Genomic DNA, 22,745 nt, shown 5'->3' with positions numbered 1-22,745 from the left:
CGGAAAGGCAGGACATCCATGTCCATTACGCGTAAAAAAGGACCACTTTATTTACAAATCAAAAAAATTATCAAAGACCGCATCATGCACGGTGTCTATCCGCTGGGAACGACTATTCCATCAGAGCCACAGTTGGAGAACGAATTCGGTGTCAGCAAAATGACTGTTCGTAATGCGGTGCAGGAGCTGGCACAGGAAGGCTATGTGGAGAAGCGCAGCGGTGTCGGCACTACGGTCATCCGCAATACGTCATTATCCAAATTGTCCAAGGGCAAACGGTTTACCGAGCTGCTGGTCGAAAATGGACACCAGATTCGCAAGCAGCTATTGCACACCTCATGGGTGAGTAACGAGGCGGACAACACGCTGTATCAGCGCTTTGGCTCACGTTGTCTGAAGGTGGAACGGCTATACTGGCTGGACGAGCAGCCGTATATTCATTATGTGCACTATCTAGCCCCCGTCTTCCCACAAACGTTGTCGCTGGAAGGGCTATCGCTGCAATCGCTGTATGATCTGATCGAGGAATACGGCATCGAGCTGCATCATTTCCGCGATAGTTTTACCGTATCGTCCGCCAATGAGGACACGGCGAAGCTGCTGCAAGTAGAGCCGTACAGCGTCATGCTAGAGCGGCTGCGTTATTCGTACGATATTGACGGCAATCTGGTAGAGTACAGCCAAGGCTTTTACAATACGAGCTTGCAGCATTATCTAGTGAATTACGACGTATAATCTACACGAGTAACACAATCAAATGACAAAGACGACGACATGAATCAAGGTTCCTGTCGTCGTCTTTGTTTTGTTATCTGGGATCTGACAATTTTACAGATTCCATGCCTCTCCAAGCAAGTGAACACCTCTACGAATATCCTCATCCGACATGCCGGAGAATCCAAGCATAATCGTATGAGAGGGAGAATCGTATTCATAGAAGACCGATGCCGGATACACAACCACACCATACAGCGCTGCACGATCAATCAGCTGTTGCTCCGTGAAGTCAGAATGAATATCCAGTAGCACATGAAGCCCTGAATCGGTACTGCGTATCGTCACACGATCTCCCCATTGACTCTGGATAGCTTCCAGCAAAACCAACCGCTTCTTGCCATACCATTTACGCATACGATTGATATGCTTTTGAAAGCTACCATTTTGCATAAAATCCGCCAGTGCCAGTTGTAGATGGCTTGCTACTGTCTGTTTATACAGAGAAGCGATCTGCTTGCCCTGCGTCAATAACGATTCTGGCAAGATCATATAACTGATCCGTAGCGATGGTAGCACCGATTTGGAAAATGTACCTGTATACACTACTCGATCATGTCGATCCAATCCCTTTAAGGCAGGAATAGGCTTGCCGCTATAACGAAACTCGCTGTCATAATCATCCTCGATAATATAAGCCCCTGTATCAACAGCCCATTGCAACAGCTGAATACGGCGATTGATAGTCATCACCGTTCCGAGAGGAAACTGGTGAGAAGGCGTAACATAAACCAGTTGAGGGCACTGCTGCTGTAAAGGATGGATCGTGATGCCTTCCCGATCCAGCGGAATAGGAAGGAGACTCCAATGATTGTTAGCGAAAATGTCCCGCGAGCGCGCCGAACCCGGATGCTCATATCCGATAGAGGTGGTAGCACCAAACAAATGCCCCATCCATTGCAACAAAATCGGCGTACCTGCTGCAATGATGATCTGCTCGGGGGAGCAACGAATCTGTCTCGCCTGATAGACATAATCTGCAATCAGCTCTCGTAGTTCCGGCTCACCTGTAGGCTGTCCGGTTTGGTATAGACGCTGTCCGTACTGATCTAGACTATGCAGCAGACTTCTTCTCCAAACCGTATGCGGAAAAGCAACCGTATCCGTACTGCCATAATGAAAATCAATCATCGCTTCATTGGAAGATGGTGCTACAGTACGGCTTGTGACCGCGTCCACCGACATCTGTAGCTCATTGGAAGCATCGTAATCGACAAATCGACCACTGCGAGGTTTGCTAACAATATAACCTTCCGCTTCCAGCTGATCATACGCGCGTTCTACGGTCGTTTGACTGACGGATAGGTGTGCAGCTAGCATTCGTTTGGAAGGAAGACGTGCTTGCCTCTCCAATCTGCCTTCGTGCATATGATCCTTCAAAGCAGTATAGAGTTGTTGGTAGAGCGGAGTAGCATGTTCTCGATCTAGAAAAAAAGTAAGGTCCATCGTACTTGGATGCTCCTGTCCTTGGCGTTCTATATAACTGGACTGCTTTTTTTGTAGCAATCTGACCATTTTGACGATGCCAGTTACCGTTTATAGTGAATGTAATCATTGTAGTGTATAGACGATGAAATAAACAGACTGGAGCAATATACATGAATCATACTCAAAAAGGCTGGATCAATGGGATGCTAGGAGTACTGATCTTTAGCGGCTCCCTGCCAGCAACACGACTGGCGGTAGAAGATCTAAATCCTGTATTCCTGACTGTTTGCCGAGCAGCTATTGCGGGAATCGTGGCGATTCTTTTATTAACCGGATATAGACAGAAGCGACCACAGGTGCAAGACCTGCTGCCATTGATCGTCGTATCATTGGGCGTAGTGATTGGATTCCCCTTGCTGACTGCACTAGCTTTGCAACAAATGACTACCAGTCATGCGATTATTTTTGTCGGACTACTACCGCTGGCGACTGCCATTTTTGCCGTTATTCGCGGTGGAGAACGACCGCATAAATGGTTTTGGTTCTTTTCGATCATAGGCAGTTTGCTTGTTGGCGGATTTGCTTTTGCGCAGGGTGGACATGGATCGTGGATGGGGAATATATATATGCTGCTATCCATCCTCGTATGCGGGCTTGGCTATGCAGAGGGAGCCAAGCTGTCGAACAAGTTGGGACACTGGCAAGTCATTTGCTGGGCGCTCACTATATCGCTGCCGATCATGCTGGTATTGTCCTTCTGGCTGCGACCTACGAATTGGCATGATATTGGTTATCCGGCTTGGTTGAGTCTAGGATATGTATCGCTATTCAGTATGCTAATCGGGTTTGTTTTCTGGTATCGCGGGCTTGCGCAGGGTGGTATTGCGGCGGTTGGGCAATTGCAGTTATTGCAGCCTTTTTTCGGATTGCTTCTAGCTGCGCTGCTGATCCATGAGCATATCGGCATGATGCTAATCGTTGTAAATGTAGCAGTCGTGGGTTGTGTGATGGCGGCGAAGCGCTTTGCTTAATTCTATCCTCCAACCGATGTGATCCCTATCGGACAAGCAGGGAGTATCTATGGCATAATGAAATAGAGACACAAGACATGCCTACACATCAGCGAATAGGGGAGAATGAATATGAGTGGAACCTTATACATACATGGCGTATTTGCCGCGCCCACACGTATCGCAGCTGGTCACGATGCGGTATATGCCGACGAGCAGGGCATCATCCGTGCGATAGGAAGCCGTGCTGAATTGCAGCTTCAATTATCCGGCACCGATTACAAGGTGGTGGATTGGGATGGTGGTCATGTACTGCCGGGGTTGGTCGATTCGCATATGCACTTGTCTATGCACGGCATGAAGCTGTCGATGCTGGACTTTTCCAATGTTACCTCCAAGGAACAGATGCTACAGCTGATTCGTGAACGGGTACAGGTGACACCAGCAGGAGAATGGATTCTAGGCTTGAATTGGAATGAAAATGCCTTTCAACCAGCGGTGCCGCCGCTACGGGATGAATTGGATGAGATTACAACGGCACATCCGATCTATTTAACTCGGACATGCTTCCATGCGTTTCTGGCGAACAGTACGGCATTTCAGCGTGCAGGCGTTCATCACGATACACCTGATCCAGCGTCTGGTTCGTTTGGACGTAATGAGCAGGGTGAACTGAATGGTTGGGTATATGAGGAAGCAAATCAATATTTTACTCGTGTACAGCCAGAACCGGATTATGAGACGAAAAAAGCAGCGATTCGCCGTGCTTGCGAAGATGGTCTGCGTCTCGGTCTGACGGGTGCGCATACAGAAGATTTGCGCTTTCTCGGCAGCATCGAGACTATGTTGCGTATTCACCGGGAGCTGCGAGAGGAAGGGCTTCGTTTCCGCAGTCATCAGCTGCTGTATTATACGCATCTGGATGAAGCAGAAGCGCTCAATGTACGTGCAGGCGATGGGGATGAGTGGCTGCGCATCGGTGCCGCCAAAATCTTCTCCGACGGTGCGATTGGTGGACGGACAGCGCTGCTACAACAGCCGTATAGCGATGATCCCTCTACCTCTGGCATGGCGATTCACAATCAGCAGGTACTGGACGAATTAACTGCTCGCGCCCGCAGTCTCGGTTTCCCGATTGCTGTACATGCGATTGGTGACGGCGCTGCTCATATGACATTGACAGCGATGGAGCGGTATCCGCTACAAGGAATCAGCCATTTACCGGATCGTTTCATCCATGCGCAGGTACTGGATGCGGATTTGCTGAAACGAATGGCGGCATTGCCATTGATTGCCGATATTCAGCCGCGCTTTGTTGCCAGCGATTTCCCGTGGGTATTGGATCGGGTAGGAGCAGAGAGAACGTCCTATTTATATGCTTGGAAAAAGCTCCTGCAAGCAGGCGTTGTGTGCGCAGGTGGTAGCGATGCTCCTATCGAGCCGCTTGATCCGCTGCTTGGTATGCACGCTGCGGTTACGCGTCGTCGTCCTGATCAAAGTGAACCAGCATCTGGTTACTTGCCAGATGAGCGTCTCAGCATCGCCGAAGCAGTGCATTTGTTTACTTCCGGTAGTGCAGCCGCAGTGAGTGAGCAGCAGACACGCGGCAGTATAGAAATCGGCAAAGCTGCCGATTTTACGGTCATGGATCGCGATATTTATACAGACGCTGAGCAATTGCTAAGCGCGAACGTGCGCATGACCATTGTAAATGGCGAGATTGCCTATACTTCTTCTTGACTATAGTGAAGCTCCTAATGAAGCCCCTGATGATACGAAGCAGCAGGGGCTTCGACAATGGAAAGGGAGCCTATTCGTTTGATTTCAACGACTGATTATGATACGTATACTACTATATCTCGTATACAAGGAGGCTATGTATTATGACTATATCAGACCATCATTCTCTTTGTCATCTGCTGGGCATTCGTCATCCTATCATTCTCGCAGGCATGGCGGGCATTCCGAATATGGCACCACTTGTCGCCGCTGTATCCAATGCGGGCGGGCTAGGCACGCTAGGTGCTGCTTACATGGAACCAGCGCAGCTACATACGGCGATTCAGGAGATTAAAGCCTTAACATCGCTTCCTTTTGCAGTGAATATATTTGCCCAGGTGGGTGAAGATGAGTATACCCAATTTGAATCTGTCAATGATCAATTGCAGGCTGCACGGGATGAACTGAAGATTACACGTCCCACGCAAGATCAGGTCCGTACCCGTGCACTTATGGAAGAACAATTGGACATCTTAATCCAGCAAAAGGTTCCCGTGATCAGCACTACATTTGGTTTGTTGTCCGAGCAGCATATGGATAAGATTCACTCGGCAGGTATCCGCGTGATCGGCACCGCTACTACCGTCAATGAAGCCATACAAGCAGAGCAAAGTGGTTGTCACGGTATTGTAGCACAAGGAAGTGAAGCTGGCGGACATCGCGGTACCTTTGATGTATCCTCCGCTCCGATGGGTGCCAATATTGGAACGATGGCGTTGGTTCCGCAGATTGTTGATCATGTGAATATTCCAGTGATTGCCGCTGGCGGCATTATGGATGCTAGAGGGTTGATTGCAGCACTGGCACTGGGTGCACAGGCAGTCCAGATGGGGACGCGTTTTCTGACAGCTACGGAATCAGGAGCACATCCAGCTTATCAGCAAGAGTTGCTGAATAGCACAGAGGAGAGCACGGTGCTGACGAATTCGTTTTCAGGTCGACCCGCTAGAGGCATATCGAATTCATTTATCCAGCAGTGGAATGCAGGTGGGCTGTCGCCGTTATCCTTTCCCACTCAAAATACGCTGACACGCGATATTCGCAATGCTGCCGCTCTACAACATCGTTCCGAGTATATGGCACTCTGGGCAGGTCAAGGCACGAGAATGCTTTCGTCCCATCTATCCGCCAAGGAAATTGTAGAGCAGATCATTGATGAAGCGAATGAGATCAAAGGGCGACTCTAATCATCTCTCTACGAGATGTCGTATATTCTAGCTATGAATATTGCGCTAAACTCTACCAAGTCTAGCTACATCAACAAGGAGTACAGATCAGCATGAAGCTAAAATCAGAATCGATTGCTTTTCAAATTTCCACTACCGATCTTGAAGTGACATACACCGAGGCAGGTGGTGTAGAGGTACGGGTAGATGGGCAAAGTATAGAAGACTCTCAACGTAATCATTATCGCGAGCTTCGATTTCATTTTACGACTGTCGCCGAATTGAGATGCACGACGTTGAATTTTTTTGAGACCTGTGCATATGAATGGGCATCCGATGGAGAGTCTACCGAAGAGGAACCGATGTCTTTTTGGAAACAACATGGATTTCCTGCCGATTCTCGTTTGTACGAAGTTGTGGATTCTACAGTTATAAAAGAAAAAGGCAAGCTGTATGATCCACTGCAACGATTGCAGCTTAAGCACTTTTTGCTAATTGGCTATGATAGCTATGTGGAAGTGATAGCAGCAGGGTATACGTATTCATCCTGATCGTCTGCGTTCAACATATTGCCCTAATCGGACAATGATAGGGTTAATATGGACAAAAATAGGGTAATGAATCAGTTGCTTCAACGATTCATGCCCTATTTTTGTCATAGTTGTATGTATAATAGCTCCAAGATCGTCATACTGCGCCTAATTTCTAGACAGAATCTAGAGAATTGAGCATACATAGCTTTAGGGATCATAGTCTTATCATCCACCACCCTATTTTTGTCCATCTTTCACATCAGACTGTAAAATCGACACCATATCAAAATTGTACATTCCAATTGGCACAGTCCATTTTCGCAAAATTGGCACTTAAAACAACCCTTAATTCCCCCTATAATAACCATCAGCTTCAAGTTCATCGAAGAGAGGGCGTTTCAATAATGTTCAAAGGATTATGTGCTTTTCCATTAACACCAATGAATGAATCCACTATTCATGAAAATGAATTCGTCCAGCTGATCCACCGTCTCGTTCAGGCAGGAGTGGAGCAGATCGGTGTGCTCGGTTCTACTGGCAACTATGCTTATCTGGATCATGCGCAGCGGAAGCGTGTATTGCAGCTGGCGGTGGAGCAGGCGAATGGTATTCCGGTTATGACCAGCATTAGCGCACTGCGCACCGCAGATGTATTGCGTCTGGCAGAGGATGCCCAGCAAGCAGGAGCAAGTGCGGTGCTGCTCGCGCCAATCTCGTATCAGCCGTTAACAGATGAGGAAGTATTCGGTCTGTATGAACAGGTATCGGCTTCACTGTCTGTACCGCTCTGTGTATACGACAATCCGCGTACATCGCATGTACAATTTACCGACGAATTATATACCCGCATTGCCGCACTACCACATATCCATTCGATCAAAATTCCCGTAATCCCCGCAGAGCAGCAGGCGGCGCGCGAACGTGTACAACAACTACGCAGCATGATCGATAGCAAAGTGACGCTCGGCATCAGCGGCGATTCTGCCGCAGTGACAGGTTTGCTTGCTAGTTGTGACGTATGGTACTCCGTACTGGGCGGTCTATATCCAGAAATCAGTCTAACCATGACGTCTCTGGCGCAGCAGGGCAAGGCAGATGAAGCCCACCAGCTGTCACATGCCTTGCAGCCGCTCTGGACATTATTTCAGCAATATGGCAGTCTGCGCGTCGTAACCGCGCTAGCCGTTATACAAGGCTGGATCTCGGAGCCGGGGCTTCCCTTGCCGCTACAGCCCGTCAGCCGTGATGTACAACAACAGTTGCGTCATATCGTACAAGACCTGCAAACCCACGAGCAGACCCATTCCTTTTTTTCAACAACCTAGTCATACTGCAAGCTGTGGAAAAAGGAGGAGCGCCTAATGTGGTTTACCTGTGCGCTGGGTGCGGCTTTCTTTTTCGGGCTGCGCAGCATATTGTATCAATGGTCGTCGCAGCGCCAAATTGATCGTCATTTGCTTTTTGCGATGGTGTACATAGGCAGTACGATCTTGATGATTGGCGTGGATATATGGATGCAGCCGGGTTGGAATCAAGCGGCATTGTTAGGTATCGTGATGGGAATATTCTCTTGTACCGCGAATACCTGTCTGTACAAAGGCTATGCGGTAGGCAGAGCTTCGGTGATCGGCTTTTTCTCAGGCTTAACGCCCGTACTCGTCACGGTGGCAGCGGCATGGCTATGGCAGGAGAAGCTTGCATGGATGCAATGGGTTGGATTGCTTATCGTAGTAGGGTCGCTGTTCATTGTGAGATATACGAAGGAGCTGCAACAGGGGCAGTATACGGGCTGGCAGTGGGGATTGCTAGCGATTGTATGGTACAGCCTCACCGATCTGACCTCCAAGCAGGCGCTATTCATGGGCGCTTCGATTATCCCAACGCTGACAATAATGTTCATGACTAGTAGCGTATTATTTACCCTATCCTATCTACATGGCAAATGGAGACAGAGGGAAAGGCATCCAGCTTCTGCTTCAACCGACGACTTCACAACACGTACCAAGCAGCCGAAAACCAACAGTTGGACGTTTTCCAGCATGCTACGATTGGGCGTGCTTATCGCTCTAATCAATGTAACCGCCATGATGCTGAAGCTGGCAGCCTTTGACGGTGGAATTACTGGCGTTGCTTCGGCGATTATGGCACTCAGCGTAGTAGTCGTGCTGATATACGCACGTTTCTATCTCAAAGAATCATGGCGCCCGCTGGAAGTGTACGGTGTATTACTGGCACTGCTAGGTGTGGTGATTATGAAGGTGTTTTGATTATGTAAATATTATGTACATGTACGACAATGATAGGGTTAATGTGGACAAAAATAGGGTAATGATTAGGCTTGCTTCACAGAAACCACCCTATTTTTGTCATAGTTAAGCAAGGGCATGGGAATATTCCCTTGTTTACGCTCTATTTTCTTCCTATATCGGTACAAATCAGAGTCAATGAACAAGAGGAATTGTCCCTAAAGGTAAAGCAGGGGACCACTCAACGGATTCATGTCAAATCACTAGGCAGAATATCGCACCCTATCATATATGACCCTATTTTTGTCCATCTAAAAAAACCACCTACTTATTATCCAAACCGTTCACCTATTCATCCAGCCTGCTCATACATCCATACGGAAAAGCCAGCACCTCTAACGGTCGCTGGCTTTTTATGATTCCCTATCAAACGGTAAACCGATATCTCTTGGTAGGCAAGAATGGATATACAGGTATGGATAGGGGGAGTCTATTCACAGTCATACTATACAATATCCATATCTGCATGTTGCTCGCAATACAGCTCAAATGTATAGTCCTTAAAGTACTTTTTCTGAATATACTGGATAAAATAACTGCCACTTTCGCTAAATGGATCGGTGACCTCATCATCTACAATATCAATGCCCAGCGTACGCACACTGTACTTCAGCCCTTCCAGCTCATGCTGAATCTGTGCAGCGGATAGATTCGCAATATGATCGCGAACCTGCTGCGATAGCTGCTGAATATACGATTCTAGCAGATCACTTTCGATTTGCTTGGCTTGCTGGGTAGCGATCTGCTCGTCTTCCAGACCAGAGCGCTTTTTGCGATAATCGGTTTTGAGCGCAGACATTGTATACGCGGGAATATCTTTGATTCGACCGCGTTTGGCATCGGCACGCACAACATCCAGATTTTCAGCGATATAATGCTTGTCGTATTGCGATAGCACCTGATCAATCGCCTTTGCTTGCAGACCAAATTCCTCCTTGAGCTGCTGACGCAACCGGGAAGACGTATGATGGCGCGTGCTGGCAGGCTTATCAGGATCGGACAGTACACTTGATTTGGCATCGGCGGACTTGCTGCTAAGCAGAAACTTGATCTCTGTAATTTTGCGTCCCGTCTTCATTTCCTCAAATGAAAAGGAGATGTCGGTATGCTTGTTGATCTCCTGCTGCGCCTTGACCAGTACACGTTTTTTGAAATCGGCATACACGGGATATTGATCCTCGATGCCGAGCAGTTCTTTGAGCCGCTGGACGGTAAATGTCCGGCTACCAATGCGCTCATATTGCTTGAGCAATTCGTAGATACGCATCGCATAGGCACTTTTTAGCTTAATAATATCGATCAACCGATACGTGGTGAACTTTTCCTTCAATTGCAGCAGATACGGTCGCAGCTTGGGCGAGAATTCCACTTCCACGACACCTTCACCCGGAAAATATTCGGCAGATGCCAGCCATGTCACCTGCAAATTATCATGCAGATAAAAGGGCTGCGACATTAGGCTATATGTATAATCCTTGATTTGCTGATGGATGTTTTTGTTCTTCACACCGATCATCTTGGCAAATTCAGATATTTTGAACCGATATGGCTTGAATTCATCATCATGCGGAGAAATGGTACTAATTAGCACAATGACAATCCGCATTTCAACGACCCCTAATTTCAATGGTGTCTCGATCAAGTTGTTTGCTTTCGTAACGAGGTTGTTGCCGCGCATATCAATTCCTCCACAACAGATAATACAGCCCATTATATAGTATAAATGAGTAGAAACATAGAGTGAAGACAACAACAATCGCTTTGTGATGTTTTACTCCTGTTTTACATTTCTTGTTTTTACTGTTTTAAAATATTTACTTGTTTTAGATCAGCATAAAGTCAATCTGATCAAGGCTTTTTCGTTGTTTGCATGGACGAATTTAGGGCAAAGTATGACATTTTTAGGGTGAGGCATGGTCGTTTTTAGGATATAGTGTGGACGAAATTAGGTTGTATACATGGACAGAAATAGGATATAGATGGACATATGTAGGGCGAAAGAGGACACTTTAAGGGTCACTATGGACAAAAATAGGGCATAGCCGTTGATCCTGTACAACATGCCCTATTTTTGTCATTGTTTATGGCATAGGATCAGAATAAGCCTTTGAAATCGAGAAAAGGGGAGTAGTGTATCCAGCATACGCCCTATATTTGTCCATATAACATGAAGTAAAGAATAGATAACATCCTCAATGTCTCAAAGCAGCAAGTATCAAAACAGCAATCGACAGCGGTTGATCATAGCCGATGCTGCTGTTGTGTGCTTTGACTTCCATACTTCAGCTTTCAGGCACCGACGCATCTTCATTCTCGTCGATCCGTATCACGATATTCCCCAGCTGCTCGCTGCGCTCCATTCGTTCGAAGGCAGCACCAATCTTGTGTAGCGGATAGACGCTATCAATGATCGGATGAATGTGATGCTGCTCCATCAGCGCAATCATAGCGGCAAATTCTTCATGACTTCCCATCGAGGTTCCCATAATATTCACCTGTGGGAAAAATAGCGAACGTATCGGAATCGTAAGCTGATCCCAGAGCTCGCACCGAAGACAACAATATTGCCATTGGGCTTGATCACGTCAAAATATTGCAGGAACGTCGCTTGCCCGATGCTATCGAGAATAAGATCGATGGAATCATTGCCGATCTGTTTTGCCCAGTCTGCATGACTATCCAGTACTTGGGTGATCGGCAATTGTCGCGCTTTTTGGCGTTTGCTTTCATTTCTAGATGTGACCGTAACCTGTGCTCCGATTGCAGATGCCATCAGTGCGGCAAAGGTAGCCACTCCACCACCAATGCCCGGAATCAGAACATGCTGCTCTGGCATGAGCTGCCCTTTCGTGAACAATGCCCGATAAGCCGTAAGCGCGGCGAGCGACAATCCACCCGCTTCTTCCCATGACAGATACGTCGGCTTGCGAACGACATTTTCTTGAGGCACAATGACAAATTCGGCAAATGTACCCGAAGTGGGACCGCCGAGTATATCGGGAACCGAAGGAACCTGATCCGCCTTTTCCCAACCTAGACACGGATTGATGATAACTTCCGTACCGACCGTTAGATTCACCACGCCTTCGCCGATGGCTTCGATCACGCCTGCACCATCTGAACCGAGGATGAGCGGGTCATCGTGAAGGGTTCGGTCATTCATCAGAAATAAATCGCGATGATTCAGTCCAGCTGCTTTTAGTCGGATTTTCACCTCACCAGCCTTGGGAAACTGCTCCGGTTGTTTTGTATCGTGCAGATGCTGTACACCTGCTCCACCTGCATGTAGGATTGCTCTCATGTTCAACCTCCTGATAGGATAATGTTAGATTTCAAAGTATAAAAGAGAAATATGGATTGCAAAAGTATGCACATTAAGGTTATAGACTAACCTTTTTGTCAGTAATAGGAGGATCATGATGGACTTTGATGTGAAATTTGGCAATTGCCCCATTTACTATACGATCTCGAAAATCGAGGGCAAATGGAAATGGGTGATTTTGTACAAGCTATATAAATCGAAAGTCATCCGGTACAACCGATTATGGGATGAATTGAAGCCGATTGCCCATCGGACACTTAGCAGACAACTTAAAGAACTGGAAGCAGATGGATTGGTGCATCGAGAGCAATATAATGAGATTCCGCCCCGTGTCGAATATTCATTAACACCGGTTGGTGAGACGCTTGCGCCCATTCTGGAGTTGATGTCGGAATGGGGAGCACAGCAATTATGCAATGAGCAATTCCAACAAGATGTATAAGATTTCTTGATTTTCGTGTACGCAGGTGATATGATTTCACCATCACACTGCATGGAAGACGGCAGTCTGTGGTTCGCAAGTGAATGAATCAATTGAATAACGTTTATCCTCGGGGCGGGGCGAAATTCCCCACCGGCGGTGTTGAGATACAGGGTTGCTATGTGCAGTCTGTAAGCTCTAAGTCCGTGACCCGGCAGGCATCTTATGGTGTTTGGCGGTGGATCTGGTGAGAATCCAGAGCCGACAGTATAGTCTGGATGGGAGAGGAACAGGACAGGTCTGATAATATTGCAGGCGCTGTCTGTATGGAGAGTCATGCGTATTTGGAGAAGCATGATGACAGGAATGCCGACTGGAAGTGGCTTATTTTGCCGCATCCTTTATAGAATGGCATCTTTGTATATTATGTAGATCTCTTTGCTATGCAGGCTTATGCCAAACGATCTATCAGCAACTGCTAAATGAATGGGTATGCTCCATTCTTAGGCGGCTCGTTTGCGCATAATGGATACCCATATTTCTGTCTATTTATGATGCCCCGTAGTACCGGAACGATGCCGGTCTGCGGGGCTTTTCGCATTTTTTTGGATTGTTCATGTGGTATATTTTTGTTACTATGTTATAAATGGTAACTGAATAATACTCATGATCTGTTTTTTTCGCAACAGATCACATCACATTTGCACAAGATGAAGGAGCCCTGAGGATGAATCTGTTAAACGATGAATTTTATATGTCACTTGCACTGGATATGGCGGAACGCGCGCAGGGGCAAACGGAGATTAATCCAGTTGTCGGCTGTGTCGTTGTGAAAGACGGTCGTATCGTCGGCATGGGTGCGCACTTGAAGCGCGGCACCGGACATGCGGAAGTGCATGCACTCAATATGGCAGGAGCAGAAGCGGAAGGCGCAACAGCGTATGTCACGCTTGAGCCATGCAGTCATTATGGCAAAACGCCGCCTTGCAGCGACCGACTGATCAAGGAAAAGGTCAAGCGTGTTGTCGTTGCAGCGGTTGATCCTAATCCACAGGTCGCTGGCTCAGGAATTGAACGTTTGCGCAGTCATGGTATTGAGGTAGTGACAGGTGTTCTTGCCAAACGTTCGGAGCGTCTGAACGAAACATTTAACAAGTATATTACGACCCAATTGCCATTCGTCACACTCAAGACGGCAAGTACGCTGGATGGTCGACTGGCGTCCCGTACTGGTGACAGCAAATGGATCTCCAATGCTGCTGCTCGCGAACGTGTACATGGAATGCGTCATCGCCATCAGGGGATTATGGTGGGCATCGGCACAGTATTGGCGGATGATCCCGAATTGACGACTCGTACAGAGGTGCCGGGCTTGAATCCAGTGCGGATCGTTATCGACTCCACGCTGCGTATTCCTGATAACGCGCGTCTGTTGGATACAAGTGTAGCGCCAACGATTGTTGTAACGACAGCTAGTGCGAGTGCCGAGCGTATCTCACAGCTGGAAGAAAAGGGAGTACGCGTGATCATCAGCGGCGAAGGTCCCCATGTCGATCTGAAGCAGGCTATGAAACTGTTGGGCGAATGGGAGATTTCGTCGATTTTGCTGGAAGGTGGCGGGCAGTTGAACGGCGCGATGCTGGAAGCCGGATTGGTTGACCGGATTACACTATTCTTCGCACCGAAGCTGATCGGTGGGAATCTATCCACCTTTACCTTTGACGGCTTTGAAACGATGAATCAGGCAGTCACGCTAGAGGAGCTGGAAGTGGAAACGCTGGATGACAATGTGTGCATCAGCGGTCTGGCTCGTTATCATCATCAGTAAGATTCCAATGTAATGTTTGGTTTATGTATAAGTAGAGGATGATATCGATCCTGCTCATTTATCCTGATTGAAGGAAGGTGACAATACATGTTCACCGGATTGATCGAAGAAATCGGTATATTGAAAAAAATTGACCGACGCGGCGAAGCGATGGTGCTTGGTATTCAGGCATCGCATATCATGCCCGGTCTGATGATCGGCGATAGTGTCGCCTGCAACGGTGTGTGTCTGACAGTGACCACGATTGCTGGCTCCTTATTTACGGTCGATGTTATGCCGGAGACATACCGCTTGTCTAGCTTGAAGGATGCGCGTACTGGCAGCCCTATCAATTTGGAACGTGCGATGGCAGCGAATGGTCGCTTTGGCGGGCATATTGTGCAGGGACATGTCGATGGTACAGCGAGCATTGAACAGATTGAGCATAATCAGAATGCGGTTATTTTCCGTATCAAGCCGCAGCAATCTGATCTGTTCCGCTATATTATTCCGAAAGGCTCGATTACTGTCGATGGCATCAGCTTGACGGTCGTGAGTGTGGAGAGCGGCAGCTTTACCATTTCTATCATTCCGCATACGCTCAAGGAAACCGTGCTCGGTCATCGGAAGCCGGGCGATACCGTCAATATTGAATGTGACGTGCTGGGCAAATATGTGGAGCATATGCTGCGGTATCGCGAAGCGACACCGAATGATGCAGCAGGTGGCACAGGTGGCGGTTTGACCGCCGACTTTTTACAGCAAAACGGCTATTGGTAAATGAAGATACAAATATATGAAAATACCCAACAATCAAGATACAGCTAGAGGAGGCGGAGAAGATGTCCCAAGAGCTTTCCGGCCTTCACCGGATTGAGGACGCAATACAGGATTTGCAGCAGGGGAAAGTCGTTATTGTTGTGGATGATGAAGATCGCGAGAACGAAGGCGATTTTATTGCATTGGCAGAACGTGCGACACCAGCAGTGATTAACTTTATGGTTACGGAAGGGCGCGGATTGGTCTGCATGCCGATTACAGCAGAGCGTGCGGAACAATTGCAATTGCAGCCGATGGTTGCACAGAATACTGATTATCATGGCACGGCATTTACGGTGTCGGTGGATCACATCGGTACAACGACGGGCATTTCTGCGCATGAGCGCTCTATGACTGCCATTGGTATTACCGATCCCGAAGCTGGGCCGGAGCAATTCCGTCGCCCGGGGCATATGTTCCCGCTCATTGCCAATGCAGGCGGGGTGTTATCGCGTCCCGGTCATACCGAGGCGGCGGTCGATCTGGCACGTCTGAGCGGTGCATATCCAGCAGGCGTGATCTGCGAGATCATGAATGAAGACGGTACAATGGCGCGATTGGATCAGCTGAAGCAGATTGCCCTCAAGCATGATTTGAAGTTAATCAGTATTCAGGAGCTAATCCGGTATATGCAGGATCATCCAGAAGCATGGCAAGATAACGCCTAACGATCCTTTATTCCATTCTTATACAAATCCAATACAAAGCGAGGAAATCATTCATGGCAAATATTTTTGAAGGTCACTTAGTCTCTCAGGGTCTGAAATTCGGTATTGTTGTTGGACGTTTTAACGAATTCATTACGAACAAGCTGCTGAGCGGTGCACTGGATGCGCTGCAACGCCACGGTACGGCGCAGGAAGATATTGATGTGGCTTGGGTACCAGGCGCATTCGAGATTCCATTAATCGCTCAGAAAATGGCTCAATCCGGCAAATACGATGCTGTCATCACCTTGGGTACGGTGATCCGTGGATCAACGACGCATTACGACTACGTGTGCAACGAGGTTGCCAAAGGCGTCTCTGCTATCAATTTGAAAACCGGTGTACCGGTCATCTTCGGTCTGGTTACTACAGAGAATATTGAGCAAGCGATTGAACGCGCAGGCACCAAAGCTGGCAACAAAGGCTGGGATTCTGCCAATGCTGCTATTGAGATGGCGAATCTGTCGCGTCAATTCGAGGATTAATCTACACGTTACATTCATTACGCATATGCGCAAATCTTTACAAAAAGAGGCCGTCCAAAGAGGATTGGCCTTCTTTTTGCTGAATATGTATAGTCATGCCTTCACATTAAGGATAAAATAAGGTTTGTGTGATACGCTGACCTATATGCGTCATGCTGAGTTCATACGTAATCAAGGTCCAACATTGAATCAAAGGAGTGTGCCTGTGACTGTACTATACAAACTCGCCACGTTTGAAGGGCCGCTCGACTTGCTGCTTCACTTAATTGATGAATCGGAAATTGATATCCAGAATATCCCGATCAGTGAGATCACTGATCAATATCTGGATTATCTTCATAGTATGAAAGAGCTTGAACTTGAAGTGACCAGCGAATTTCTGGTCATGGCAGCCACCTTGCTGTCAATCAAGAGCAAATTGCTGCTGCCGAAGCCTCCGGTCATGGAGATCGACGATTTTGATTATTATGAGGAAGATGATCTAGATCCGCGCGCGGAGCTGGTACGCAAGCTGGAAGAATACCGCAAGTACAAAGGCATTGCCGGTCATCTGCGGGAGCGCGAGGAAGAGCGGAGCCTGATTTTTACCAAGGAACCGGAGGATATGACACCGTTTGTAGCGAGAGTGAACTACAATCCGGTCGAGGGGTTACATACGCTGGATCTGGTAGAAGCTTTTCAAAAAGCATTGCGACGGGCAACACGCCGCGAGCGCATTACTACAATTCAGCGTGACGAGATTTCCGTCAAGGATCGGATACGCGAGGTGGCAGACCGGTTTCGTAGTCTGACACAAGGGGAAAATCTGCTCTTTTCCAAACTGCTGCATGAGGAGATGATCCGTCATGAAGTGGTGGTTACCTTTCTAGCGATACTAGAAATGATGAAGATGCGGCAGATTTCGTGTTATCAGAGCCAGGTGTTTGACGATATTGTGATGGAGTGGAGAGGAGAAGTTAGCAGTAATGAAGTCCCAGAAGTTGAAAGCAGTTATTGAAGGTATGCTCTTCCTGTCGGGGGAGGAAGGGCTAAATGTACGTCAGATTGCCGAAGTAACCGAACAGAATACCGAGACTGTGCAGATCGCGATCGACGAGCTGCAAGCTGATCTGAAAAAGGCACGCCGTGGCATTCAGATTGTGCATATTGCAGGCAGCTATCAGCTGTCTACATTGCCCGCACATGCCGCATATTACAAGCGGCTGGCAGATTCGCCAAACCGTTCCTCGCTATCACAGGCGGCGCTGGAGACGCTATCTATCGTAGCCTATCGGCAGCCGATTACACGGGTTGAAATTGAGGAAATCCGCGGAGTCAAAACGGACCGTGCGATCTATACGCTGGTGAATAAGGACTTGATCCAGGAGGTCGGTCGCGCCGAAGCGATTGGACGCCCGATACTGTACGGAACGACCAAGTCGTTTTTGGATTATTTTGGACTGAGCGGTCTGCGTGAATTGCCGGATGCGTCACAGTTTGAAGATAACGAGAATTTGGAAGAGGAAACGCAACTGTTGTTCAACCGTCTGGAAGAGCAGACCTATGGCGAAGATATTTCCGAGCTGGAGGAGCTTGGCGAGGAATTGATCGAAGCAGCCGAGGAAGTGCTGGATCAAATGGAAGCACAAGCACCGCATCAAAGTGACGGGCGTTCCGAATCGGATGATGATCATCGTAAAGAGTCATAACGGATGATACGGAATCCATTGATAATACTATAAACAAGCAGGTGGACTGGAAATGATCCGGTTCACCTGCTTGTTTATTTTGATCTACTATATTCTACATGTCCCATCATAACTGTCTATCTATCATGTAATACATAGTCATTCCTATGTTTGCTGATTTCTATTCCGCTTTCTTCTGCACAGGAATATAAATATCCATCACCAGATTCTCATCTCCATAGCAGCGCTCATCATACAGTTCAAAATCAGCAGCAGCATCGTCATACATATACCCCGAAGATGGAAACCATTCGTTAAAAATATACTTGGTCGTCCCCTGAATCGCTTTGATAAATCCTCCATCCTGACGCTGCGCAGGTGGTGTAGTGAACACAGCATACGTCGCTGCTGGTAACGTAGTCGTATACAATGCCTCCGGTACATCGTCAAACTGAGCAACCTCGACACCGATCACATAGGTAAATTGCTCTGACTGCGGCGCATTCATAATACAAGCGCCGTATTCACCATGATGAACGGGCTGCACCACATCATGTAGCGTATGCCCCCAATCTTCTTGATTATAACGTTCCCAAAACGCAGGAATATCGGATAGATTTTGTCCATTAGCAGTCGTTTCCAACGCGTAGCCCGCTAGCTGAATCTCAGGCTTGGTTATAAAGGTAGGTCTCATCATCATGCCTCCATGTAGTTGATAATAGGCAAGCTTCTGCAAGTCTACTCGTTCAGGTACATAACCAGTCGCATGGATGCGATAACGCTCCGGCGACATGCCGTACACCTTGCCAAAGGCTTTGGTAAACCCTGCATGAGTCTCAAAGCCATAGTCCAGTGCAATCTCCAGCAATGGTTTCGGATGTGCCATATCTGCGGCAGCATGAGCAAGTCGCCGCCGACGGATATAATCCATCACGGATAATCCGGTTTGCATTTGAAAGATTTTGTAGAAGTGATACAGTGAGAAGCCTGCCAGACTTGCTAGTTGTTCCGCATTCAGTGGTTCTTTGAGATGATCTTCAATATAATCGATACTTTGCTGTATACAGGCAATATGATCCATACGTTATGTCCCTCCCGATCGGTATCTGTATTGTAGCAAAGGTGCAGGGGAGCGGCTTGTCCATTTTTGTTATGATTACCCTTAGACAAGTTGACGAGCATAGAAAAGGAAGATCTAACCTAAAAAAACTCCATAGACATCCGAAAGAGCTTAAAAAAAGAACCCATTCCATTTGAGGATGAATGGGTTCTTTTATATGGGTATCGTGCTCATGTTCTGCTTGATCATCTCTGCATAAGCAAATCATGATTTATCTACAATCTGTGGCTTAGCAGAGTAGTCCTCTACTTTTTCAGCAACAGATATAGGAAATACGGTGCTCCGATAAAAGCTACTACAATCCCTGCCGGAATCCCATCGGGGTCGGACAGGTTGTGACCGATCGTATCCGCGATCAGCAGTAGCCAGCCGCCAATCAAAATGCTGACGGGAACGAACAGCTGATGACGTGGGCCGACGAGCGCACGGGCGATATGCGGAGCCATCAGCCCAATGAAGGAAATTCCACCAGTAACCGATACCGCAGAAGCCGCAAGTGCCACAGCCGCCAGCATCAGCACAATACGGTCGCGCTGAATATGCACACCTGCACCGACAGCCGTCTCTTCATTAAGCGCCAACAGATTCAGCGTGCGACATTTGTACAATATATACGGAATCAGCACAATGAGCCACGGCAGCAGAGCCAGCACAAACGGCCAATCCGTTCCCCACACATTGCCCGCCAGCCAGCGGGAGATAAAGTCTACTTTTTCCCGGCTCACAGACGAGATCAGTACGATCATAATACCGGACATCGCTAAGGAGAAGCCGACACCAGTAATGATAAGCTTGATTGGCTGCATCCCATCTCGGCGACTATACGAGAAGAGATAGATCAGAATCGAGATCAGCATCGCCGACGCAAATGCAACCAGGGGCAGCATATACACAAAGCTGCCAACATCCAGCGGAGCAAACAGGAAAAAGAGACTGACACCCACGCCTGCTCCCGCATTGATCCCAATGATACCCGGATCAGCCAGCTCATTACGTGTAATGCCCTGTAATACCGCGCCCGCTAATGCCAGCGCCATACCGGATAGCAACGTAATCACCATACGCGGCAGACGAACAGAAAAGATAACGAAGTTTTCAACAAAGCTGCCCTGACCAAGCAGTGTCGGAATGATCCGATCATACGATACAGCAGAAGCCCCGATCCCAAGCGCAATGGCAAAGGTCACCACCACGATGACGAATAAAAACAGCATAATCCATCGTTGGTATGTTGCAGTTTGAACTTGTTTGATCATAATGAACGCACCCCTTTACGTACCACAAGTAAGAAGAAGGGGAGCCCGATGATGGCGATAATAGCAGCCAACGGCGTCTCGTACGGTGCATTGATCATACGCGCCATCGTATCGGCAAATACCATAAAGGTAGCGCCAAGAATCGCAGACAGTGGCAAAATTGTCCGGTAATCAGTACCGGAGAACATGCGAACAAAGTGGGGAATCATCAAGCCGACAAACGCCAGATTACCGACTAATGCGACCGCTGTACCTGCCAGCAGGATAATCAGAATGAACATAATCATTTTGATTTGTGCTGTTTTGAGACCGAGACCGACAGCGGTACTTTCGCTCAGGCTGAGAATCGTCAATTGACGAGACAACATGATCGCCACAATCAGGCAGATTACAATAACCGGTGTCATCGCTTGAATCTGGCTCCATGTCGTACCGATCAGACCGCCGGATGTCCACATGGATACACTTTTGGTGATTTTAAATTGTAGACTGATACCGTCCGCAATCGCAGTCAACAGTGCCGACACCGCTGCACCTGCCAGCACCATACGCATAGGCGACATATTGCGCTTACGAATCGCCGCTATACCGAATACGAGCATGACACCAACCGCCGCACCGACAAAACAGGCGATCATAATGCCAAAATAACCCACACCCGGCGCAAATGCTAGTACCGTTACCAACGCTGCACTTGCTCCAGCGCTCAATCCGAGCAGACCGGGATCGGCAAGCGGATTGCGAGTCAGACCTTGCATGATCGCACCAGCTACACCAAGCGCAGCACCAACCAGTACACCGCCAACCTCGCGCGGCAATCGTAATTCGCGAATCACGGAAATGTCGTCATTGTTCATGTCTGGATTGAAAATAGCATTTTGTACATCGATCAGAGAGATGTTTTTGGCACCGATCATCATAGCAACGATGAAAATAATCGCAAACGCAATCAAGCTGAGTACCAGTTGAAGTGGAAAATAGCGGAAATGCTTTTTGGAAGTTGAAGTTTTCATTACCCTATCCATTCCTTACGTTTTTATTTAGAAAAAAAGGAACGCAGGGCGTTCCTTTTCTTTGTTGACTATGTGCAATTAGGATTGGCCCAGTAGCGCTTTCTTAATGAAGTCCAACTGGTAATCCAGTGTTACAGCATCATTGAAGTAAAATCCACGAGCATCGGCTTCATAAACATGCTTGTTTTTAACAGCCGGAATGTTTTTATAAGTATCGGTGTTTTGGAAGGATAGATCCACATCCTGTGCTTTGCTGTAGAATACGTAATCGCCCAGATACTGCGGCAGTACTTCCAACGACAGTGCATAATAACCGTCTTTAGCAGTCATTTCTTTTACTTTTTCTGGCATTTTGAGACCCATTGCTTGATAAATGATCTCAGTGCCACGACCCCATGCGTCGCCGAATATGTACAGCGATTTGGTATCACCTTCCATAACGGTTACCGTAGCATCAGCACCGATTTTGGCTTTGATTTCATCGCCAGCTTTGGAAGCTCGCGTTTTGAAATCTTCTACCCATGCTTTGCCTTCGTCCGCTTTGTTGATCGCTTTCGCAATCTCCTCAACCTGAGTCAGATAATCGACTTTGTTGTAGGTGTATGTAACGAGTGGAGCGATCTGCTTCAGCTTGTCCGCATTTTTCACGGTATTGCTAGCAATGATCAGATCCGGCTTCAGTTCAATGATTTTCTCCAGATTGTCGGCGGACACTTCCGTTACACCGTTCAGATGCGGTTTGAAAACGGGGCTGTCCATCGTCCATGAATCGACGCCGACCAGCGGTACACCAAATTGCATTACGGAACCAGCGGAGCCATCCAGTGCAATGACGCGTTGTGGATTGGCGGGTACTTGTACAGGTCCAGTTTCGGACTGATATGTAATCGTTGATGCGTTGTCACTGCTTGCGCTGCTGCTTTCTTCAGTTGAAGCGGCGCCGTTGGTTGCTGTGCTGCTCTGTTGATTACCGCACGCGCCCAGGATCAGAACCAGTGCCATCATCAAAGGTAATAACGTTTTTCTCATGCTGAAAATCCCCTTTTTTATAAAATGAAATTGATAATCATTATCATGTATAACAATAAAACTTTAAGTGGAGTCGCCATATTTGTCAATATCTAATTTTGTT

General features: G+C 47.7%; 19 protein-coding genes, 2 pseudogenes and 1 riboswitch. Of the genes and pseudogenes, 14 read left to right on the top strand and 7 right to left on the bottom strand.

From position 1 onward, the window contains the following. Nucleotides 1-18: 18 nt before the first annotated feature. Complete coding sequence (locus tag ABXR35_RS10840) at nucleotides 19-735, top strand: GntR family transcriptional regulator (RefSeq protein WP_367059425.1); 717 nt, start codon at nucleotides 19-21, stop codon at nucleotides 733-735. A gap of 93 nt (nucleotides 736-828) precedes the next feature. Here the strand turns inward: ABXR35_RS10840 and pdxR are convergent, their stop codons facing one another. Beyond that, nucleotides 829-2,220: a MocR-like pyridoxine biosynthesis transcription factor PdxR gene (gene pdxR, locus ABXR35_RS10835; protein WP_367059422.1), complete on the bottom strand. Its 1,392-nt coding sequence runs from the start codon at nucleotides 2,218-2,220 to the stop codon at nucleotides 829-831. Between the two features lie 152 nt (nucleotides 2,221-2,372). Between pdxR and ABXR35_RS10830 the strand changes: the two genes are divergently transcribed. From ABXR35_RS10830 to ABXR35_RS10805, 6 genes are all read left to right on the top strand, one after another. Next, nucleotides 2,373-3,233, top strand: coding sequence for a DMT family transporter (locus tag ABXR35_RS10830; RefSeq protein ID WP_367059419.1), 861 nt, complete (start codon nucleotides 2,373-2,375; stop codon nucleotides 3,231-3,233). Nucleotides 3,234-3,344: 111 nt separating this feature from the next. Continuing rightward, nucleotides 3,345-4,952, top strand: a complete 1,608-nt coding sequence (locus tag ABXR35_RS10825; RefSeq protein WP_367059416.1) for an amidohydrolase — start codon at nucleotides 3,345-3,347, stop codon at nucleotides 4,950-4,952. A gap of 143 nt (nucleotides 4,953-5,095) precedes the next feature. Next, nucleotides 5,096-6,178 (top strand): NAD(P)H-dependent flavin oxidoreductase, encoded by a 1,083-nt coding sequence (locus ABXR35_RS10820; protein ID WP_367059413.1) that lies wholly within the window; start codon nucleotides 5,096-5,098, stop codon nucleotides 6,176-6,178. Nucleotides 6,179-6,270: 92 nt separating this feature from the next. Continuing rightward, nucleotides 6,271-6,708 carry a hypothetical protein gene (locus ABXR35_RS10815; protein WP_367059410.1) on the top strand — a complete coding sequence of 146 codons (438 nt, stop codon included), beginning with the start codon at nucleotides 6,271-6,273 and terminating at the stop codon, nucleotides 6,706-6,708. A gap of 386 nt (nucleotides 6,709-7,094) precedes the next feature. Next, complete coding sequence (locus tag ABXR35_RS10810; RefSeq protein ID WP_367059407.1) at nucleotides 7,095-8,015, top strand: dihydrodipicolinate synthase family protein; 921 nt, start codon at nucleotides 7,095-7,097, stop codon at nucleotides 8,013-8,015. Between the two features lie 36 nt (nucleotides 8,016-8,051). After that, a complete protein-coding gene (locus tag ABXR35_RS10805; RefSeq protein ID WP_367059404.1) occupies nucleotides 8,052-8,957 on the top strand; it encodes an EamA family transporter in 906 nt (301 codons plus the stop codon). Nucleotides 8,958-9,441: 484 nt separating this feature from the next. Here the strand turns inward: ABXR35_RS10805 and ABXR35_RS10800 are convergent, their stop codons facing one another. Continuing rightward, complete coding sequence (locus ABXR35_RS10800) at nucleotides 9,442-10,674, bottom strand: replication initiation protein (RefSeq protein WP_367059401.1); 1,233 nt, start codon at nucleotides 10,672-10,674, stop codon at nucleotides 9,442-9,444. Between the two features lie 604 nt (nucleotides 10,675-11,278). Beyond that, nucleotides 11,279-12,297: pseudogene (locus ABXR35_RS10795) on the bottom strand (quinone oxidoreductase family protein). Between the two features lie 115 nt (nucleotides 12,298-12,412). On the opposite strand from ABXR35_RS10795, the gene ABXR35_RS10790 reads away from it, so the two are divergent. From ABXR35_RS10790 to scpB, 7 genes and pseudogenes are all read left to right on the top strand, one after another. Beyond that, the gene (locus ABXR35_RS10790; RefSeq protein ID WP_367059398.1) at nucleotides 12,413-12,760 is read left to right on the top strand and encodes a winged helix-turn-helix transcriptional regulator; all 348 of its coding nucleotides are present in this window, start codon (nucleotides 12,413-12,415) and stop codon (nucleotides 12,758-12,760) included. Between the two features lie 101 nt (nucleotides 12,761-12,861). Next, nucleotides 12,862-13,033, top strand: a riboswitch (FMN riboswitch). 433 nt (nucleotides 13,034-13,466) lie between these two features. Beyond that, entirely contained in the window at nucleotides 13,467-14,567 is a 1,101-nt protein-coding gene (ribD, locus tag ABXR35_RS10785; protein WP_367059395.1) for a bifunctional diaminohydroxyphosphoribosylaminopyrimidine deaminase/5-amino-6-(5-phosphoribosylamino)uracil reductase RibD, read from the top strand. Between the two features lie 87 nt (nucleotides 14,568-14,654). Further along, entirely contained in the window at nucleotides 14,655-15,326 is a 672-nt protein-coding gene (gene ribE / locus ABXR35_RS10780) for a riboflavin synthase (RefSeq protein ID WP_367059393.1), read from the top strand. A 62-nt stretch (nucleotides 15,327-15,388) separates the two neighbouring features. Continuing rightward, nucleotides 15,389-16,003 (top strand): annotated as a pseudogene (ribB, locus tag ABXR35_RS10775) (3,4-dihydroxy-2-butanone-4-phosphate synthase); the annotation flags it as partial. Between the two features lie 83 nt (nucleotides 16,004-16,086). After that, the gene (ribH, locus tag ABXR35_RS10770; protein ID WP_367059390.1) at nucleotides 16,087-16,557 is read left to right on the top strand and encodes a 6,7-dimethyl-8-ribityllumazine synthase; all 471 of its coding nucleotides are present in this window, start codon (nucleotides 16,087-16,089) and stop codon (nucleotides 16,555-16,557) included. Between the two features lie 205 nt (nucleotides 16,558-16,762). Next, a complete protein-coding gene (locus tag ABXR35_RS10765) occupies nucleotides 16,763-17,554 on the top strand; it encodes a segregation and condensation protein A (protein ID WP_367059388.1) in 792 nt (263 codons plus the stop codon). Beyond that, the gene (gene scpB / locus ABXR35_RS10760; protein WP_367059385.1) at nucleotides 17,523-18,245 is read left to right on the top strand and encodes an SMC-Scp complex subunit ScpB; all 723 of its coding nucleotides are present in this window, start codon (nucleotides 17,523-17,525) and stop codon (nucleotides 18,243-18,245) included. Before ABXR35_RS10765 ends, scpB begins: the two co-directional genes overlap by 32 nt. A gap of 160 nt (nucleotides 18,246-18,405) precedes the next feature. Here the strand turns inward: scpB and ABXR35_RS10755 are convergent, their stop codons facing one another. From ABXR35_RS10755 to ABXR35_RS10740, 4 genes are all read right to left on the bottom strand, one after another. Next, a complete protein-coding gene (locus tag ABXR35_RS10755; protein WP_367059383.1) occupies nucleotides 18,406-19,305 on the bottom strand; it encodes an AraC family transcriptional regulator in 900 nt (299 codons plus the stop codon). Nucleotides 19,306-19,589: 284 nt separating this feature from the next. Further along, a complete protein-coding gene (locus tag ABXR35_RS10750) occupies nucleotides 19,590-20,600 on the bottom strand; it encodes a FecCD family ABC transporter permease (RefSeq protein WP_367059380.1) in 1,011 nt (336 codons plus the stop codon). Beyond that, nucleotides 20,597-21,613, bottom strand: a complete 1,017-nt coding sequence (locus ABXR35_RS10745) for a FecCD family ABC transporter permease (RefSeq protein ID WP_367059378.1) — start codon at nucleotides 21,611-21,613, stop codon at nucleotides 20,597-20,599. The genes ABXR35_RS10750 and ABXR35_RS10745 overlap by 4 nt, the downstream gene beginning before the upstream one ends. 78 nt (nucleotides 21,614-21,691) lie before the next feature. Beyond that, nucleotides 21,692-22,642, bottom strand: a complete 951-nt coding sequence (locus ABXR35_RS10740) for an iron-hydroxamate ABC transporter substrate-binding protein (RefSeq protein ID WP_367059375.1) — start codon at nucleotides 22,640-22,642, stop codon at nucleotides 21,692-21,694. Nucleotides 22,643-22,745 lie beyond the last annotated feature (103 nt).

Source organism: Paenibacillus sp. JQZ6Y-1, assembly GCF_040719145.1.
Taxonomy (GTDB): domain Bacteria; phylum Bacillota; class Bacilli; order Paenibacillales; family Paenibacillaceae; genus Saccharibacillus; species Saccharibacillus kandeliae.
Note: the sequence above shows the minus strand (reverse complement) of the source record. Positions and strands in the feature narration are given on the sequence as shown.

What these genes read in the sequence shown, in the direction of transcription:
- ABXR35_RS10740 (WP_367059375.1), bottom strand. Translation starts at nt 22,642, where the DNA reads ATGAGAAAAACGTTATTACCTTTGATGATGGCACTGGTTCTGATCCTG.
- pdxR (WP_367059422.1), bottom strand. Translation starts at nt 2,220, where the DNA reads ATGGACCTTACTTTTTTTCTAGATCGAGAACATGCTACTCCGCTCTAC.
- ABXR35_RS10815 (WP_367059410.1), top strand. Translation starts at nt 6,271, where the DNA reads ATGAAGCTAAAATCAGAATCGATTGCTTTTCAAATTTCCACTACCGAT.
- ABXR35_RS10830 (WP_367059419.1), top strand. Translation starts at nt 2,373, where the DNA reads ATGAATCATACTCAAAAAGGCTGGATCAATGGGATGCTAGGAGTACTG.
- ABXR35_RS10745 (WP_367059378.1), bottom strand. Translation starts at nt 21,613, where the DNA reads ATGAAAACTTCAACTTCCAAAAAGCATTTCCGCTATTTTCCACTTCAA.
- scpB (WP_367059385.1), top strand. Translation starts at nt 17,523, where the DNA reads ATGAAGTCCCAGAAGTTGAAAGCAGTTATTGAAGGTATGCTCTTCCTG.
- ABXR35_RS10755 (WP_367059383.1), bottom strand. Translation starts at nt 19,305, where the DNA reads ATGGATCATATTGCCTGTATACAGCAAAGTATCGATTATATTGAAGAT.
- ABXR35_RS10840 (WP_367059425.1), top strand. Translation starts at nt 19, where the DNA reads ATGTCCATTACGCGTAAAAAAGGACCACTTTATTTACAAATCAAAAAA.
- ABXR35_RS10820 (WP_367059413.1), top strand. Translation starts at nt 5,096, where the DNA reads ATGACTATATCAGACCATCATTCTCTTTGTCATCTGCTGGGCATTCGT.
- ABXR35_RS10805 (WP_367059404.1), top strand. Translation starts at nt 8,052, where the DNA reads ATGTGGTTTACCTGTGCGCTGGGTGCGGCTTTCTTTTTCGGGCTGCGC.
- ABXR35_RS10800 (WP_367059401.1), bottom strand. Translation starts at nt 10,674, where the DNA reads ATGCGCGGCAACAACCTCGTTACGAAAGCAAACAACTTGATCGAGACA.
- ribE (WP_367059393.1), top strand. Translation starts at nt 14,655, where the DNA reads ATGTTCACCGGATTGATCGAAGAAATCGGTATATTGAAAAAAATTGAC.
- ABXR35_RS10825 (WP_367059416.1), top strand. Translation starts at nt 3,345, where the DNA reads ATGAGTGGAACCTTATACATACATGGCGTATTTGCCGCGCCCACACGT.
- ABXR35_RS10790 (WP_367059398.1), top strand. Translation starts at nt 12,413, where the DNA reads ATGATGGACTTTGATGTGAAATTTGGCAATTGCCCCATTTACTATACG.
- ribH (WP_367059390.1), top strand. Translation starts at nt 16,087, where the DNA reads ATGGCAAATATTTTTGAAGGTCACTTAGTCTCTCAGGGTCTGAAATTC.
- ABXR35_RS10750 (WP_367059380.1), bottom strand. Translation starts at nt 20,600, where the DNA reads ATGATCAAACAAGTTCAAACTGCAACATACCAACGATGGATTATGCTG.
- ABXR35_RS10810 (WP_367059407.1), top strand. Translation starts at nt 7,095, where the DNA reads ATGTTCAAAGGATTATGTGCTTTTCCATTAACACCAATGAATGAATCC.
- ribD (WP_367059395.1), top strand. Translation starts at nt 13,467, where the DNA reads ATGAATCTGTTAAACGATGAATTTTATATGTCACTTGCACTGGATATG.